General features: G+C 66.1%; 12 protein-coding genes and 3 pseudogenes. 6 read left to right on the top strand and 9 right to left on the bottom strand.

The features are described from left to right. Positions 1–86: 86 nt before the first annotated feature. The 3 genes from AZOLI_RS19130 to AZOLI_RS19120 are packed head-to-tail and all read right to left on the bottom strand — an operon-like array spanning position 87 to position 3,360. Positions 87–971 (bottom strand): efflux RND transporter periplasmic adaptor subunit, encoded by an 885-nt coding sequence (locus AZOLI_RS19130; protein WP_014188776.1) that lies wholly within the window; start codon positions 969–971, stop codon positions 87–89. After that, positions 968–1,183: a DUF1656 domain-containing protein gene (locus AZOLI_RS19125; protein ID WP_014188775.1), complete on the bottom strand. Its 216-nt coding sequence runs from the start codon at positions 1,181–1,183 to the stop codon at positions 968–970. Before AZOLI_RS19125 ends, AZOLI_RS19130 begins: the two co-directional genes overlap by 4 nt. Further along, positions 1,180–3,360: an FUSC family protein gene (locus AZOLI_RS19120; RefSeq protein WP_014188774.1), complete on the bottom strand. Its 2,181-nt coding sequence runs from the start codon at positions 3,358–3,360 to the stop codon at positions 1,180–1,182. The genes AZOLI_RS19125 and AZOLI_RS19120 overlap by 4 nt, the downstream gene beginning before the upstream one ends. A gap of 93 nt (positions 3,361–3,453) precedes the next feature. Here AZOLI_RS19120 and AZOLI_RS19115 point away from each other — a divergent pair, with 93 nt between their 5' ends. Further along, entirely contained in the window at positions 3,454–4,305 is an 852-nt protein-coding gene (locus AZOLI_RS19115; protein WP_014188773.1) for an AraC family transcriptional regulator, read from the top strand. A gap of 59 nt (positions 4,306–4,364) precedes the next feature. Here the strand turns inward: AZOLI_RS19115 and AZOLI_RS32630 are convergent. From AZOLI_RS32630 to AZOLI_RS19100, 3 genes and pseudogenes are all read right to left on the bottom strand, one after another. After that, positions 4,365–4,535 (bottom strand): annotated as a pseudogene (locus tag AZOLI_RS32630) (IS3 family transposase); the annotation flags it as partial. A gap of 185 nt (positions 4,536–4,720) precedes the next feature. Beyond that, a pseudogene (locus tag AZOLI_RS31440) lies at positions 4,721–5,463 on the bottom strand (IS5 family transposase). 334 nt (positions 5,464–5,797) lie between these two features. Then, positions 5,798–6,877, bottom strand: coding sequence for a LacI family DNA-binding transcriptional regulator (locus AZOLI_RS19100; RefSeq protein WP_014188771.1), 1,080 nt, complete (start codon positions 6,875–6,877; stop codon positions 5,798–5,800). Between the two features lie 223 nt (positions 6,878–7,100). On the opposite strand from AZOLI_RS19100, the gene AZOLI_RS19095 reads away from it, so the two are divergent. The 5 genes from AZOLI_RS19095 (at position 7,101) to AZOLI_RS19075 (ending at position 12,077) form a co-directional block, all read left to right on the top strand. After that, positions 7,101–8,123, top strand: coding sequence for a TRAP transporter substrate-binding protein (locus AZOLI_RS19095; RefSeq protein WP_014188770.1), 1,023 nt, complete (start codon positions 7,101–7,103; stop codon positions 8,121–8,123). A 70-nt stretch (positions 8,124–8,193) separates the two neighbouring features. Continuing rightward, positions 8,194–9,105 carry a ribokinase gene (locus tag AZOLI_RS19090; RefSeq protein ID WP_014188769.1) on the top strand — a complete coding sequence of 304 codons (912 nt, stop codon included), beginning with the start codon at positions 8,194–8,196 and terminating at the stop codon, positions 9,103–9,105. Between the two features lie 72 nt (positions 9,106–9,177). Then, positions 9,178–10,116 carry a dihydrodipicolinate synthase family protein gene (locus AZOLI_RS19085; RefSeq protein WP_014188768.1) on the top strand — a complete coding sequence of 313 codons (939 nt, stop codon included), beginning with the start codon at positions 9,178–9,180 and terminating at the stop codon, positions 10,114–10,116. An 83-nt stretch (positions 10,117–10,199) separates the two neighbouring features. After that, the gene (locus AZOLI_RS19080) at positions 10,200–10,754 is read left to right on the top strand and encodes a TRAP transporter small permease (RefSeq protein WP_014188767.1); all 555 of its coding nucleotides are present in this window, start codon (positions 10,200–10,202) and stop codon (positions 10,752–10,754) included. Between the two features lie 42 nt (positions 10,755–10,796). Continuing rightward, positions 10,797–12,077 carry a TRAP transporter large permease subunit gene (locus AZOLI_RS19075; protein ID WP_014188766.1) on the top strand — a complete coding sequence of 427 codons (1,281 nt, stop codon included), beginning with the start codon at positions 10,797–10,799 and terminating at the stop codon, positions 12,075–12,077. Positions 12,078–12,317: 240 nt separating this feature from the next. On the opposite strand, the pseudogene AZOLI_RS33335 reads toward AZOLI_RS19075, so the two are convergent. From AZOLI_RS33335 to AZOLI_RS19060, 3 genes and pseudogenes are all read right to left on the bottom strand, one after another. Further along, positions 12,318–12,421 (bottom strand): annotated as a pseudogene (locus tag AZOLI_RS33335) (IS6 family transposase); the annotation flags it as partial. A 193-nt stretch (positions 12,422–12,614) separates the two neighbouring features. After that, complete coding sequence (locus AZOLI_RS19065) at positions 12,615–14,084, bottom strand: efflux transporter outer membrane subunit (protein WP_044552481.1); 1,470 nt, start codon at positions 14,082–14,084, stop codon at positions 12,615–12,617. Positions 14,085–14,101: 17 nt separating this feature from the next. After that, positions 14,102–17,275: an efflux RND transporter permease subunit gene (locus AZOLI_RS19060; RefSeq protein WP_014188764.1), complete on the bottom strand. Its 3,174-nt coding sequence runs from the start codon at positions 17,273–17,275 to the stop codon at positions 14,102–14,104. Positions 17,276–17,278: the final 3 nt, after the last annotated feature.

Here is a 17,278-nt window from a genome sequence, read left to right as displayed (position 1 = left end):
GACTGCCAGATAGCGCAGCCGTGGAAGGTATTCTGGCACGGCGCATATGTTTGACGGTGAAGGATGCTGCGCTCTACCGTAGCCGGTTACAGCGCGTCGGAAGCCGTCTTGGATTCGATGGCGACGGTCGCCGTCATGCCCGCCGCCAATTCGACGCCGGGCGGCACCCGGTCGATATGGATGCGCACCGGTATGCGCTGGGCGAGGCGGACCCAGCTGAAGGTCGGCTCGACATTCGGCAGGCCGCGATGACCAGGCGTTCCGTTGCTGTCCTCGATGCCCCGGCCGATGCTGTCGACATGGCCGGAAAGCGGTTCATCGAAGCCCATCAGCATGATCTGCGCCGGGCTGCCGACATGGATCCGCCGCAGCTTCGTTTCCTCGAAATAGCTGGTGATCCAGAAGCTGCTGGCATCGAGGATGGCGATCTTCGTCACGCCGGCCGTGGCATAGTCGCCGGGGCGCAGCCGCAGATTGGTGACATACCCGTCGATGGGCGCCCGGATCGTCGCCCGTGCGAGGTTGAGCTTGGCAAGATCGAGTGCCGCCACCGCGCCTTCATAGCTTGCGGCCGACTGGGCGGCGGCTCCGGCCGTCTGTTGCAGATCCTCCTGGGAAACGACCTCGCGGAGCTGGCTTCGCCGCCGCGCCGCCGCCTGGCGGACAAGCATGTCCTGGCGCCTGGCTTCGGCCTCGGCCTGCGCGGACGCCACCGCGAGCGAAAAACGCTCGCGGTCGATCACATAGAGAATGTCGCCACGATGCACATACTGGTTGTCGGCGACGGAGACAGCGCCCACGGTCCCGGAGACCTCCGGTGCGATCTGGACGACCTCCGCGCTCACCCGGGCATCGCGCGTCCACGGCGTCTGCTCGTGACGATTCCATACCTGCAGTGCCACGAGAGCGGCAACCGTGCCGAAGCAAAGAGTCAGGGCGTAGCGCCCGAGCAGGGAGAGCACAGGTTTCATTGGAATGTTCCGCTGGATGGCAGAGCCTGCAGGAGCAGACCGAAAAGAAGGGCGAAGGTGGCGAGTTCGACGAGCGGCCGGCTGGCGGTCAGCCGGAAGAGTCCCGCGGCTGCGAAGAGGCGGACCACCGCAACGGTGCCGACGAGGGCTGCCAGGGCGAGCACCAGCAAGCCGGGGAGGAAGACTCCCCCGATGTCGAGATCGGGAATCATCGGTCGTTCTTCCAACTCACCCCGCCGCCCGGACCGAGAGCGAACCGGAGGTCGATGAGCAGGTCGAGCAACAGAACGCGGTCTGCAATCGGGCTGTCGGCGATCCGTGACATCAGCGCTTCGATGCGACGGTGCAGAGCGATGGCATCGGAAGGCCCCGCCCGATATCCGGGGCCGAAGCGCAGGGCAATCGCGGTGAGAAGCTCCAACCCGTCACAGCCGATCTTGCCGTCATTGTTGGCACCGTCATTGCCGTCGACATGCCGGATTGCCTGATAAAACCGACTGGCGGCGTGACCGACACGAAGATGGTGCAGGGTGTCGTCAAGAACATCCGGGTGGGATCTCCCGGACAGCCGGAGCCTCGGCAGCAGCAGCGCCGTCCGGTCGATCATGAGGCTTGTCCAGAGCGCTTCGTCGGAACCGCCACCCAGGGCCCGCCGCCTCACATCCCGCCGGTTCAGTCGAAGCAGCCGGCCGATTGCCGCATCGGCCGGAATGGTCTGGAACAGACCCATGCTCACCACCGCGAATCCCGTCGCGGCAAACAGCGCGATGACGCTGTTGAGCCACCCGGCGAAATCGCCGGCATAGGTGGCGCCCAGCCCCGACAGGATCGGGATCGTCAGGGTGATGCCGAGCGCCATGTATGTCGTCGGCGGCCGCGCCTGCAGGGAACCAGCAATCAGGAAGGCCGGTGCGAGCACAGCGGCGAGGCCGGCAAAATCCGTCACGCGGGGTAGGATGACGAAGCTGTAGACAAGGCTGATCGCCACCCCGGCGACCGAGCCGACCATGTATTTGACGACATTCGGCGCCGGCGTGTCGACATTGCCGAACAGGGCACAGCAGACGCCCAGGATCGACACCGCCAGTCCGCCCTCCGGCCAGGCCGACCAGATCCAGAAGGCACAGCCGATGACGATGCCGGCGACCGCACCCAGCGCGGACCGCGCCGCCATCCAGGGGTCACGGTGATAGACATAGCCTGTCGCACGCCTGGAACGGAGGTGCAATGCGGCGTCCGGCGGCCGGGCGGCGGCTATGGCGGTCCGTGTGCCGGTCCGTGCGCCCCTCCGTACGATGATCCGTTCAAGCCGGTCGCACTCGTGAAGCAGGCCGATCATCTCGGCGAGGTGTCCGGCGAGGTTGGCCGCAAGCCTGTCGCCGACCGTCATGGCCTCCGCGGCCATGCGTGTCCGCACCGTCTTCGCCCGGTCGATCAGCCGGATCGCAACAGCGTCCCGATCGGCCGCATCGGCGGCGGCGACCCAATGCCCTGCTCCATCCAGCAGCCCTGTCAAATCGTCAGGCAGGCGGTGGTCTCCGGTGCGAAGGGCATGGATGCGGTCCTCGACTTCCGTCGCGAGTGGAAGCAGTTGCGCAAGCCGGTCATGGATCAGTTGCAGCGTTTGGCGGTTCGGCTTTACCGGGACCGGGTCGTATGGCAGGTGGGCGGCCAGCCCTTGCAGGGCGAGAAGATCCCCCGCGAGCCAGTCGCGGTCGCGGCGGATCGCCTGCCCGGAGCTTCCGCGGAGCGCGTCTTCCGCCAGCCGGCGGGCGTCCCGCAACGTTGCCGACAGCTTGGCGGTGAACTGGCCGGTCATGCGCTTGGGCAGGACGAAGCGATGGACCAGGACCGCGCAGAGGATGCCGATGGAGATCTCCTGGACCCGCACCGACGCCGTATCGAAGATGGCGGCGGGATCGAACACGCCGGGGAAGCCGATCAGGCTGGCGGTGTAGCCGGACAGAACGAAGGCATAGGCTCGCGCGGTGCGGTCCAGCAGCGAGAGGTAGAGGCACAGGCCGATCCAGCCGGCGAGAACCACACTGCAGACAATCGGATCGTTCACGAAGCAGGGGATGATAGCCACGGTCGCCACGGCACCGACAATCGTCCCCACGAATCGATAGACGCCGCGACTGAGCGACGCGCCGGCCGAGTTCTGCGAAACGATGTAGACGGTGACGATAGCCCAAGAGGGTTTCGGCACTCCTGCACGCAGCGCGATGTAGTAGGCCAGCATCGCCGCGGCGAAGCTCTTCGCCGAGAAGAGCAGCGCATCCGCATCCGTTCGCAATTCCGGCATCCGGAATTGCAGTGACCACGCGCGCCCGATGGCCGCGATGCCGGTGATGGCAAAAAGCCGGTTCGAAGGTTGTTCGGTTCTCATGACCGAGAGTATCGGCGCGTTGCGCAGCCGGATAAATTAGATATCCTGTCAAAAAATCCCTTAATCATGCCAAAGTTGATCATGCAGAAACCCATGTCCGCGTCACGGTCGGCCGTTTCCGTCTTCGACCCCGATGTGGCGGATCGGCCTGCGGTCGCACGGCTGCTCGACTTCGCGGAGTACAAGGCGGAAGTGCCGGTGCATGCGCATCGCAAGGGACAGCTGATTCTGGCGCTGCATGGTGCCGTCACCTGCACCGCGGACGACGAGATCTGGATCGTTCCGACCGACTGCGGAGTCTGGATTCCGGGCGGCATGCCGCACAGCGTCAGGACGACGGCGAATGCCCGGCTCAGCTACCTGTTCGTGGAGCCGGGAGCCGCAAATCTGCCCGATGTCTGCTGCACCCTGTCGATCTCTCCGCTGGTGCGGGAACTGGTCAAACGGCTGAGCGGCGAGGTTTCGGACTATCCACCGGACAGCCATGCCGCCCGGCTTGCACGGGTAACCCTGGACGAACTGGCCGGTATGCCGCGTGAACACTTCAACCTGCCCATCTCCAATGATCCGAAGATCCGGGCGATCGCCGACGCCCTGACAATCGAACCGTCTGACCGGAGCACATTGGGGGAGTGGGCAAAGCGCGTCGGGATGAGCGAGAGGTCGCTGGCTCGTTTGATGATCCGGGAGACAGGCCTGACGTTCGGACGCTGGCGTCAACAGTTGCACCTTGTCGTAGCACTGCGTGAATTGGCCAGTGGAGCAGCGGTGCAGACTGTGGCGGATTCGCTGGGCTATGAGTCGGTCAATGCTTTCATCACGATGTTCAAGAAAGCTCTGGGAAGTACACCAGCACAGTATTTCATCCAACGCAGGGTGAAGCTATCACAATCCCGAATAATGACGAACGCGAGAGATATTGGGGCCGGAACTCACAACCGATAACCGCAGGTCGGTGGCGGTGCCGTAACTGAACCGCGCCGGGTTTGTCGGATGCCATTTGTTTAGAGTCGCGCCGCGATGGCAACGTCCTCGGATTGAGCATAGTAGCGTGCTTCGGCCTCGGCGGGAGGAACATTGCCGATGGGCTCAAGGAGGCGCCGGTGGTTGAATCAGTCCACCCATTCCAGGGTGGCGAACTCGACGGCCTCCAGGGTGCGCCATGGGCCGCGGCGAAGCGACTCCAGTTTCCGAGATGGTGTTGCGAAACGGAGCCGATAGAAGCCGCCCTCAAGTTGGCGGCTACAGCGTCGTGCGTTCAATATGAAACGCACGACGCTGTAGCTTTATGTTCGGCGATCGGATTCACGCTCCAAATCGATTCCGATTTTACGCGATCCGATCTAGGGTCTGTTGACATTCACCGTGTTGCCAAGACGGTAGCGACGAGGTTGATGGCAGCGGCGTAGCTTGTGTCTGTTTTGTCGTATCGCGTGGCAATACGGCGAAATTCCTTGATTTTGCAGAAGAAGTTCTCGACCAGATGGCGCCATTTGTACATTTCGGCGTCATGGGGAATCGGAGTGGTGCGGCTGGTCTTGGACGGAATGACGGCGACCGCGCCACGCTCGGCGATCAAGGTGCGGATGGCGTTGCTGTCGAAGGCTCTATCAGCCAGCAAGGCGGAGAACTCGATACCGTCCAGCACCGGTTCGACGCCAACGCTGTCATGTCGTTGGCCCGGCAGCAGGATGAAGCGCCCAAGGTTTCCCAACCCATCGACGACGGCCAGGATCTTGGTCGTCAGTCCGCCGCGAGAGCGGCCAATGGCCTGAGCCTGAGTCCCCCCCTTGCGCCGGTGCCGTGCTGATGCACCCGGACAATCGTTCCATCGATGATCGCGTACTCGAAGTCCGCGTCGCTCGATAAGGCGGCGAAGACCTCATCGAAGACACCGGCCTTGGCCCATCGGCGAAAGCGTTGGAACACCGAGTTCCAATTACCGAAGGCTTCGGGCAAGTCCCGCCAGGGTGACCCAACACGGACGATCCACAGGACCGCCTCCAGAAACAGCCGATTGTCCGCCCCCGAGCGGCCGGGATCGCCGACTTTGCCCGGAAGAAGCGCCGCTATCCGCTCCCACTGATCGTCCCGCAGAACCATCCGATCCAAGGATACCTCCTTTTTGGAAGCCTTGAATCAGATTTCAGAGGCCAGCGGAATCCCCTTTCGTTCCTCAAATGTCAACAGGCCCTAGGTCGTCGGCGCGCCGGTCCCGTCGCACCGCCTTGGGCGAGCAACACCGCTTTCCGCGCCATCCCGGCGATGTCCTCATCGCCTTTCAAGTCCGGAACGCTCTGTGTAGAGTGAAGATGCACAACCGCACAGGCGGGGCGGGCGGTGTCGTTCACGGAAAAGGTTTCCGTTGCAAAGCTTGACGGCAGGCGCGGAGAGCCGCGGAAGCCGCCAAACCTTGCAACGGAACCGTCAGGCGGACTCATCCCTGGCCGGCGATCCCGCCCGAGGCGACGTCTCCCGCGGCCGGTGCGGCGGTGCTCCCACGGCGGATCAGGGTCGGCTCCAGCGGCGGCAGCGGTGGCGGCGGCGATGGCGTGCCCCCCTCCAGGCAGTCGAGCAGATAGCCGGCGGCGCGCCGGCCGATCTCGCGGTTGTCGATGTGCATGGTGGTCAGCGGCGGGTCCATCTGGCGGCTGATGGCGATGTCGTCGAAGCCGGTGATCGACAGGTCTCCCGGCACCGCCAGCCCCATGGCGCGCGCCTCCAGAAGAGCGCCCACCGCCAGATAATCGTTGCCGCAGATCACCGCGGTCGGCCTGGGCTCGGTCGCCAGGATGGCGCGCACGCTCTGACGTCCGAAATCGATGCTCCATTCTCCTTCGCACAGATGCTGCGGGCGGATGCCCAGCCCGCGTTCGGCCAGCGCGTCGCGCACCCCGTCCAGTCGGGCGGCAACACGGTCGTTGCCGGCCGTCGGCTGGACGATGACACCGATCACCTCATGGCCGAGATCGAGCAGGTGCCGCGTGATGGTGCGGAAAGCCTGCCGGTTGTCGAAGCCGACGCACGGGTGCGGGCTGTCCGGGCGATGACTGTAGGTGACGACATAGGGGACGTGCCGTGCCTGGATGCTGGGGAACAGATCCGGGCGGTGCGCCTCGCCGACGATGGCCAGCGCCTCCACCCCGCGCGCCAGCATGGCCTGGACATCGTCGAAAGCCTGGTCGCGGTTGTAATTGAAGCAGCTGAGCAGCAGCGTGATACCGCGTTCGGCGAAGGCCGTCTGCATCGCCCCGACCTGGGCGGCAAAGACCTCGTTGTCGAGAGTCGGAATGACCGCTCCGACGATCGAGGTGCGGCGCCGGGCCAGCGCACTGCCGGCGGCATGCGGCATCCAGCCCATCGCCTTGGCGGCGGCAAGCACCCGTTCGCGGATCGCCGGCGCGACCTTCTCCGGGCTGTTGAACGCGCGGGAAACGGTGGCGATGGACACTTCGGCGGCCGCAGCCACATCCACCGCGCGCGGCGGGCGCTTCGGCTTCGGCTCACGCTCTGACATCGGCGGCATCTCCATTGGCCGGTGGGGGGAAACCGTCTGGATGAAAGCGGTTACATATCCACCATGCTGCGTCAAGTTTGCCGTTGCATCAGTTCGTGCAACGATCTATGTAAGCGCTTACATCGGTGACGGACGCGTGAATTCACAGCCCCGTCCGCCGACCCGGTTTCCACGGCATCCCGCAAGGCCCGCCCCCTGAACGGGCCACCAGAGGAGGAATGGTATGCGCAACGGTCTGTCAGCACTTCTCGCGAGCACCATCACGGCAGGCATGCTGCTGTTCGGCGCCCCCTCCACCGCGGCGGAGATCGGCGCCCACACGATGAAGCTCGCCAGCGCCGGGGCCGATGGATCGCCGCTGGCTCTGGGCATGGCGAAGTTCGCCGAGATCGTGAAGGAGAAGAGCGGCGGCAAGATCAAGGTCCAGCTGTTCACCAACGGCGTGTTGGGCGGCGACGTCCAGATGATCTCTGCGCTGCAGGGCGGCATCGTCGAGATGACGGTGCTGAATGCCGGCCTGCTCTCCAGCCTGGACGACAGTTTCGTGCTGGTCGACCTGCCCTTCCAGTTCGATACGCCGAAGGAGGCAGACGCCGTCATGGACGGCCCGGTCGGCAAGGCCCTGCTGGACAAGCTGTCGCCGAAGGGGCTGGTCGGGCTGGGCTATTGGGAGCTGGGCTTCCGCCAGCTGACCAACAGCCGCCGCCCGATCGCCAGTGTCGACGACATCGCCGGCCTGAAGATCCGCGTGGTGCAATCGCCGATCTACATCGACCTGTTCAACGCGTTGGGCGCCAATGCCGTGCCCCTGCCCTTCCCGGAGGTCTACACCGCGCTGGAAACCAAGACGGTCGACGGACAGGAGAACCCGGCCCCCAGCATCCTGACCGCCAAGCTGAACGAGGTGCAGAAATATCTGACCCTCAGCAACCACATGTACAATCCACAGGCCGTTCTGATCGGCGCCAAGTTCTGGAACAAGCTGAACGAGGACGAGCGCAAGCTGATCCAGAACGCGGCGCTCGAAGCCCGCGACTACGAGCGCCGCGTGTCGCGCGAGCAGGCCGGCAAGGCGGTGGATGAGCTGAAGGCCAAGGGCATGACCGTCACCGAGCTGGCACCCGCGGAGATCGAGAAGTTCCGGGCGAAGATCCGCCCGGTGGTGGAGAAGTTCTCGCAGAAGGTCGATCCGGCCCTGATGGCTCAGGCCCAGGCGGAGATCGCCAAGGCGCGTGCCGCCCGCTGACCGGCCCATCCGGCAGCGGAGCTCGAGTCATGATTCCGGCCTCCCTGCGGCCGGTTTGCGGAGCAGAACCATGATTGTCGTCTTCGGATCGATCAACCTCGACATGATCTTCGCGATGGACGATCTGCCCGGCGCCGGCCAGACCCTTCTGGCACGGTCGCTGGAGCTACATCCCGGCGGCAAGGGTGCGAACCAGGCGGTAGCCGCCGCCCGCGAGGGTGCCGCCGTGACCATGGCCGGCGCGGTCGGCGGCGACGGGCTGAAGGAAACTGCGCTGAGCGGTCTGCGCAGCGCCGGGGTCGAGCTGTCCCGCGTGGCCGTGACCGACCGCGCGACCGGCACCGCCGCCGTCTGCACCGACGCGGCGGGCCGCAACCAGATCGTCGTCGCCGGTGGGGCCAACCTGCAGGCGCGCGCCGCTCAGGTTGAGGATGCGCTGCTCTCCCCCGGCACCACCCTGCTGGTGCAGATGGAGTCCGATCCCGGCGAGACCACGGCGCTGATCCTGCGTGCCCGCCGGCTCGGCGCGCGGGTCATCCTGAACCTCGCCCCGGCGGCCCCGCTGCCGCTGCCGGTACTCAAGGCCGTCGACATCCTGGTGATGAACGAGGACGAGGCGGCGTGGCTGGGTGCCCGTCTGGGATGCGGCGGCGACGCGCCGTCGCTCCATGGCGTGCTGGGCGGCACGGTCATCCGCACGCTGGGCGGCGACGGTGTCGAATGGTCGTCGACCGACGGCAGCGGGCATCGGCCGGCCCCCGCAGTCGCCGTGCGCGACACCACCGGGGCCGGCGATTGCTTCGTCGGGGTCCTGGCGGCCCAGCTCGACCGTGGGCAGCCGCTGGCTGCAGCGATCCGCCGCGCCGCCGGCGCCGCCTCGCTGTCCTGCACGCGGGCCGGCGGACAGGCCAGCCTGCCGACCGCGGCGGAAACCGACGCGGCACTTGTCAGGTCGGTGGCCGGTGGGCTGGCCGTCGTCTGACGGCCGCTTCGCCACTGCCGGTATTCTCCCTTCCCTTGCTTTCGCACTCCCTCCCGATTGGAAAAGTCACCCATGGCGCAGCCTGTTGACGGCATCATTCCGGTGATGCTGACCCCCTTCACCGATGCCGGCGAAATCGATTATCCGGGGCTGGACCGGCTGATCGACTGGTATCTGGCCCACGGTGCGGACGCCCTGTTCGCCGTCTGCCAGTCCAGCGAGATGCAGTTCCTGTCGCTGGACGAACGGGTGCGGTTGGCGAAGGCCGTCATCGCCAAGGTCGCCGGCCGCGTCCCGGTGGTGGTGTCCGGCCACATCAGCGACGACCTCGACGCCCAGGTGGAGGAGTTGACGGCGATGGCCGCCACCGGTGCCGACGCGCTGGTTCTGGTGACCAACCACCTCGACCCGAAGAATGAGGGGACGGAGGCGTTCCGCCGCCACCTGGCGCATCTTCTGGAAAGGCTTCCGCGCGACATCCCGCTCGGTCTGTACGAATGCCCGGCCCCCTACCGCCGGCTGCTGACCGACGAGGAGTTGAGGCTGTGTATCGACACCGGCCGCTTCATCCTGCTGAAGGACGTCAGCTGCGATCTGGCCACGGTCAAGCGCCGGCTGGAGATCGCCCGCGGGTCTGGACTTGCGGTCATCAACGCCAACGCGGCCATCGCGCGGGACGCCATGCGAGCGGGATCCCCAGGCTTTACCGGCGTCTTCACCAACATCCATCCCGACCTGTACCGCTGGATGCGGCTGTCGGGCGACCGGCACCCCGAGTTGGCGGACGAGCTGGCGACCTTCCTGGTCGTGGCCGCGGTGTCGGAAAGCCTGGGATATCCGGCCTTCGCCAAGATGTATCACCAGCGCATCGGCAGCTTCGGGTCGATCCGTTGTCGGGCGATCGGGTATGACGTGCGCGAAAAATTCTGGGCGCTCGACGCGGTGCTGGACAAGATCGTCGAAGGCACCGACCGCTTCCGTGCAAAGATCGCCGCACTGCCCGCCGAATGATGCCGGCGGTCATTGAAGATGACCGCCGGTATCGCGTCCCGGCCGGCGGATGTTCGGGCCGAAAAGACGATAGGGAGGAGCACATGTGCCGGTTCATCGACGGGTATGTCTTCGTTCTGAAGGTCGCCATGGTGGCCTGCCTCGCCGGCATGCTGGTGCTGGTCTTCGGCAATGTCGTGCTGCGCTACGGCTTCAACAGCGGAATCACCGTCTCGGAGGAGCTCTCGCGGCTCCTGTTCGTCTGGATGACCTTCATGGGCGCGGTCGTGGCCCTGCACCGGCACGGCCATCTCGGTATGGATACCCTGGTCGCCGTCCTGCCCAGGATGGGACGTCTGGTGTGCTTCTGCGCCAGCCATCTGCTGATGATCTATGTGACCTGGCTGCTGCTGCGCGGCAGCTGGGACCAGACCATCATCAACCTGTCGGTGGTCGCGCCGGCCACCGGGATTTCGATGGGGGTCTTCTACGGCTCCGGCGTCATGTTCGGCGTTCTGGCGCTGGTGATCCTGGCGGTCAACCTCGTCCGCGCGCTGAGCGGTCGGGTCGGCGTCAACGAACTGATCATGGTGACGGAATCCGAGGAGGAGGCCGACGCCACGCGCGACACGCACACCACGCGCGGCCGCCCGGCCTGACATCCCGTTCCGGGCGCCCGGTCCAGTGTGAAGGAGTATCCGATGACCGTCACCATCTTCCTCGGCTCGCTGTTGGGTGCCATGGCCATCGGCACGCCGATCGCCTTCGCGCTGCTGCTGTGCGGTGTCGCGCTGATGGTTCATCTCGACCTGTTCGACGCCCAGATCGTTGCGCAGAACGTCATCAATGGGGCCGACAGCTATCACCTGATCGCCGTTCCCTTCTTCATGCTGGCGGGCGAGGTGATGAATGCCGGTGGGTTGTCGCGGCGCATCGTCGCCGTGGCGATGGCCCTGGTCGGCCATGTCCGCGGCGGGCTGGGCTATGTCGCCATCCTCGCTTCCTGCATCCTCGCCAGCCTGTCCGGGTCGGCGGTGGCCGACGCCGCCGCGCTGTCGGCCCTGCTGGTGCCGATGATGGTGCGGGCCGGACATAACAAGGCGCGGTCCTGCGGACTGATCGCCGCCGGCGGCATCATCGCCCCCATCATCCCGCCAAGCATCGGCTTCATCCTGTTCGGCGTGGTGGCCAACGTGTCGATCACCAAGCTGTTCCTGGCGGGGATCGTACCGGGCCTGATGCTCGGGCTGGCGCTGGTCTTCGCCTGGTGGCTGGTGGTCCGCCAGGAGGATCTGGTCCCGCCGCCGCGCGCCTCGAAGGCGGAGATCGCCACGGCGGTCAAGGACGGCGTCTGGGCGCTGATCCTGCCCGCCATTATAATCTTCGGCCTGAAATTCGGCATCTTCACCCCGACCGAAGCGGCGGTGGTGGCGGCGGTCTATGCGCTGTTCGTCGCCGTGGTGGTCTACCGGGAACTCAGGCCGTCCCAACTGTTCGACCTGTTTGCCTCGGCCGCCACGACCACCGCGGTGGTGATGTTCCTGGTCGCCGCGGCCATGGTGTCGGCATGGATGATCACCATCGCCAACCTGCCGGCCCAGGTCGGCGACATGCTGGCGCCCTTCATGGGCGACCCTAAGCTGCTGATGGCGGCTATCATGGTGCTGGTGGTCATCGTGGGAACGGCGATGGACATGGCGCCGACCATCCTGATCCTGACGCCCGTGCTGATGCCGATCATCAAGCAGGCCGGCATCGACCCCGTCTATTTCGGCGTGCTGTTCATCATCAACAACGCGATCGGATTGATCACTCCACCGGTCGGCACCGTGCTGAACGTCGTAGCCGGCGTCGCGAAGCTCAATATGGGCAGCCTGATGCGCGGGGTCTGGCCCTTCCTGATCGCGCAGCTGGCGGTGCTCGTCCTCCTGGTTCTGTTCCCTTCGCTGGTCATGGTTCCGGCCCGCTGGTTCGCGGGCTGAGGGGAAGGGGCGCCCCGACCGGCTCTGTTGCAAACTCTTGCTGTAGGCGCGAGATGATGGTTACGGGCATCACCGCCGACGCTATGCGTCCTGGAGTTCGAGCTGCAGGCTGATGAGCTGCATGGCCTCGGCGAGCACGCAGGGTCCGACGTTGAAGGCGCGTTCGACAAGGCGCGCCTCGCCCCGCATGTTGCGGGTGATGTTGAAGCTGGACGCTTGACCTTTGCGGAGCGCCCGCATCACCATCTGTTCGAGGTCGCGATAGCTGACGCCATATCGGCAGTACCAGCGCACCGCCCAGAGCACGATCTCACCCTCACATGGCGCCCCTTGACGTCCGACACGGCTTGGTTCGCTCCAACGTCCAGCCATTTCGCCGCCTGCCGGATAACTTTGCAACAGAGCCGAATGATGCGCAGAAGCCAGCATCGGAAAGTCCCTGGCGGCATGATGCGCAGGCTCGCCATGGCAAGCCTGCCACCTCGATGAATCCGCCATTGGAACGCTTGACAAACGACCCCGGCCAGTGGCGGTACGCTACTGCCAGCCTCCGCCCAGAACCTTGTAGAGGGTGACGAGATTCTCCAGTCTCGCGGCCTTCAGCGAGATCAGAGTCTGCTGTGCCGAATAGAGCGAGCGTTGCGCATCCAGGGTCGTCAGGTAATTGTCGGCCCCGCTGCGGAACCGCATCTCCGACAGCTGATAGGAGCGGGCGTAGGCATCGACGAGCGACTGCTGCGCCGCGATCTGGTCGTCATAGGTGCTGCGGGCGGCCAGCGCGTCGGCCACCTCGCGGAAGGCGGTCTGTACCGTCTTCTCGTAGGTCGCCACCTGGATGTCCTTCCTGACCTTGGCGAGGTCGAGGTTCGCCTCGTTCACGCCGGCCGAGAAGATCGGAATGTTGAGCGACGGGGCGAAGCTCCAATTGGAGGAGCCGGGGGCGAACAGAGACTGGATACCGGAGGCGGCGGTGCCGGCCCTGGCGGTCAGCGTCAGCGACGGGAAGAAGGCGGCGCGGGCCGCCCCGATGTCGGCATTGGCCGCCCGCAGATTGTGTTCGGCCGCCATCACGTCCGGGCGGCGCAACAGGACGCTGGAGGGAAGGCCCGCCGGCAGGTCGGTCAGCACCGGCTGGGCATCCAGCGATGCGCCGGAAGCGATGTCCTGCGGCAGGGGCTGGCCCAGCAGCAGGGCCAGCGCATTCTCGTCCTGCGCCACCTGCCGGGTGTAGAGCGCAAGATTGGCCCGCGCGCTGTCCACCGAGGTCTGCGCCTGCCGCAGGGTCAGCTCGGTGGCATTGCCGGCTTCGAAGCTCTTGCGCGTCAGCTGATAGGAGGCGTTCTGGCTGTCCAGCGTCTGCCGGGTCAGATCCAGCAGCGAGCGGTCGGCGAGCAGGGTCAGATAGCCGGTCGCCACCTGCGCCACCAGCGAGATCTGGGTGCTGCGCCGCGTCTCTTCATAGCCGAGATACTGCTCGAACGCCTGTTCGGTCAGCGCGCGGACGCGACCGAACAGATCCAGCTCATAGGAGGTGAAGCCGATCCCGGCGCTGTAGGAGCGCGATTCCACCCCCGCCGTCTTGCCCAGCGCCGAGCCGGCGGACGTGGTCGCGGCCGGCACGCGCGACCAGCTGGCGGATCCGCTGCCGGAGATCGTCGGGAACAGGTCGCCACGCTGGGCGCGGTAATCGGCCTCCGCCGACTGGACGTTCAGCATGGCGACACGCAGGTCGCGGTTGTTCGCCAGCGCGGTCTCGATCAGCTTCTGCAGCTTGGGATCGCGCATCACCTCGCGCCAGCCGATGGCGTCGGCGGAGCGCGCCGGATCGGTGCCCGCGGGCGCCGGGGCGGATACGGATGTGGCGGGCGGGCTCCGGTAGGCCGGCCCGTCCGGCCAGGCGGCCGGAACCGGCGGATCCGGCAGGACGAAGTCGGGCACCAGGGAACAGCCGGCCAGCAGCAGCGCGGCGGCGAGAGGGGCAGCGAAGGGAACGAATCTGTGGGTCATGGTCTTGTCACCGCCGCTCAACGATGGCCGTCGGCCAGAGCGTCCGGGCCGATTGGAGGGGATGCCGCCGCTTCGCCGGACTGCGCCAGCCGGGACGGCTTCACGCGGAACAGCTTCAGCACGACGACGAAGAAGATCGGAACGAAGATCAGGGCCAGCAGCGTCGCGGCCACCGTGCCGCCGACCACCGCCGTGCCGATGGCGTTCTGCCCGCCCGAGCCGGCCCCGCTGGCGATGGCGAGGGGCACCACGCCAAACGTGAAGGCCAGCGAGGTCATCAGGATCGGCCGCAGGCGCTGGCCCGCGGCGCCGATGGCCGCCTCCACCAGCGTCTGGCCCCGGTCGAAGCTCTCCTTGGCGAACTCGACGATCAGGATGGCGTTCTTGGCCGACAGGCCGATGGTGGTCAGCAGGCCGACCTGGAAATAGACGTCGTTCGACAAGCCGCGGCTCCAGGTGGCCATCACCGCGCCGAAGACGCCGAGCGGCACCACCAGCAGCACCGCCGCCGGGATCGACCAGCTCTCGTACAGCGCCGCCAGGCAGAGGAACACGACCAGCAGCGACAGCGCGTAGAGCGCCGGGGCCTGCGCGCCCGATTGCCGTTCCTCGTAGGAGGTGCCGGTCCAGTCGAAGCCGATGCCGGGCGGCAGCTGCGAGGCGAGCCGGGCCATTTCCGCCATGGCCGTGCCGCTGCTCTGGCCGGGGGCGGCCTGACCCAGGATCTCCATCGAGGCGGCGCCGTTGTAGCGTTCCAGCTTGGGCGCGCCGTAGGTCCATTCGGCATGGGCGAAGGCCGACAGCGGGATCATCGAGCCGCTGGAGTTGCGGATGAACCAGCGCGACAGGTCGCCCGGATCGGAGCGGGAGTCGGCGTTGCCCTGCATGTAGACGCGCTTGATGCGGCCGCGGTCGAGGAAATCGTTGACGTAGCTCTGGCCCCAGGCCGACGAGATGGTGCTGGTCACGTCGCTCACCGACAGCCCCAGGGCCTTGGCATGCGGCCAGTCGATGACCAGACGGTATTGCGCCTCGTCATTCAGCCCGTTGGGGCGGACGGCCATCAGCAGCGGGCTTTGCGCCGCCATTCCCAGCAGCTGGTTGCGCGCGGCCACCAGTTCCTCGTGCGTCACGCCGCTGCGCGCGATCAGTTCGAAATCGAAGCCGGCGGCGTTGCCCAGCTCGCTGATGGCGGGCGGCGCGAAGCCGAAGATCATCGCGTCCTGATAGCCAGCGAAGCGCCCCATGACCCGGCCGGCCAGGGATTGAACCTTGCTTGCCGCACCCGGACGGACGGACCAGTCCTTCAGACTGATGAAGGCGATGCCGGAATTCTGGCCACGGCCGCTGAAGTTGAAGCCCGACACCGTGAAGACCGACCGCACCAGCGCGCCCTCGTCCTTGAGAAGATAGTCGCGCACCTGGCCCAACGCCTGTTCGGTCCGCTCCAGCGTGGCGCCGGGCGAGGTAGTGACCTGGATGAACATCACGCCCTGGTCCTCGTCCGGCAGGAAGGAGGTGGGGATGCGCAGGAACACCACCGCCAGTCCGGCCACGATCAGGCCATAGACCAGCAGGAAGCGCATGGGCCGCTTCAGGACGCCGCCCAGTCCGCGCACATAGGCCCGGTTGCCGCGGTCGAAGTTGCGGTTGAACCAGCCGGCGAAGCCGCGCGAGGTCCTGTCGTGATCGGGCTGTTTCAGCAGCGTGGCGCAGAGCGCCGGGGTGAAGACGATGGCGACGCCGACCGATAGCAGCATCGAGGTGGCGATGGTGATGGAGAACTGACGGTAGATCACGCCGGTCGAGCCGCCGAAGAAGGCCATCGGCAGGAAGACGGCGGCCAGCACCATGGCGACGCCGACCAGTGCGCCGGTGATCTGGTCCATCGACTTGCGCGTTGCCTCCAGCGGCGACAGATGCTCCTCCTCCATCACGCGCTCGACATTCTCGACGACGACGATGGCGTCGTCGACCAGCAGGCCGATGGCCAGCACCATGCCGAACATGGTCAGCGTGTTGATGGAATAGCCGAAGGCCGCCAGCACCGCGAAGGTGCCGAGCAGCACGACGGGCACCGCGATGGTCGGGATCAGCGTGGCCCTGAAATTCTGCAGGAACAGCAGCATCACCAGGAAGACCAGCACGATGGCTTCGACCAGCGTCTTCACCACCTCTTCGATCGACAGCTGAACGAAGGGCGTGGTGTCGTAGGGATAGGTCACCTCGACGCCGGCCGGGAAGGACGGGCGCAGGTTCTCGATGGTCTGGCGCACCGCGGTCGCGGTGTTCAGCGCGTTGGCGCCGCTGGCCAGCTTGACCGCGATGCCCGCCGCCGGCATGCCGTTGTAACGGGTGTTCATCGTATAGTTTTCGCCGCCCAGCTCGATCGTCGCGACGTCGCGCAACAGGACCTGGGACCCGTCGGACTGCACCTTCAGCAGGATCTTGCCGAACTGCCCCGGCGTTTGCAGATAGGACGGACCGATGACGGTGGCGTTCAACTGCTGCCCCGGCCGGGACGGGAGGGCGCCGAGTTCGCCCGAAGCGATCTGGACGTTCTGGGCCGTGATGGCGCTCTGCACGTCGGACGGCATCAGGGCGTATTTGTTGAGCTTGTCGGGATCGAGCCAGATGCGCATCGCATACTGGGCGCCGAACAGCTGATAGTCGCCGACGCCGGCGGTGCGGCTCAGCGGATCCTGGATGGAGGAGGCGACGAAGTCGGACAGGTCGTTCGACGACATGCTGCCGTCGGTCGAATAGAACCCCACGACCATCAGGAAATTCTTGGTCGCCTTCGCAACGCGGATGCCCTGGTTGCGCACCGTTTCCGGCAGGCGGGATTCGGCCAGCGTCACTTTGTTCTGCACCTGCACCTGCGCAGTGTCGGGGTTGGTCCCCTGGGCGAAATACAGGGTGACGGTGATGCTGCCGTCCTTGTTCGATTCGGACGAGAAGTAGAGCAGGTTGTCGAGACCGCTCAGCTGCTGTTCGATCGGCTGGACGACGGTGTTCTGCACGGTTTCGGCGGATGCGCCGGGATAGCTGGCCGAGACGGAGATGGCGGGCGGCGCCACCGACGGGTATTGCGCCACCGGCAGCGTCCGCAGGGCGAGAAGGCCGGCCAGCATGATGACGATGGCCAACACCCAGGCGAAGACCGGCCGGTCGATGAAGAAACGGGCCATGGA

Origin of the sequence: Azospirillum lipoferum 4B (assembly GCF_000283655.1) — a bacterium.
Classification (GTDB): Bacteria; Pseudomonadota; Alphaproteobacteria; order Azospirillales; family Azospirillaceae; genus Azospirillum; species Azospirillum lipoferum_C.
The sequence above is the reverse complement of the archived record's forward strand: the minus strand, read 5'-3'. Positions and strand labels throughout refer to the sequence as shown.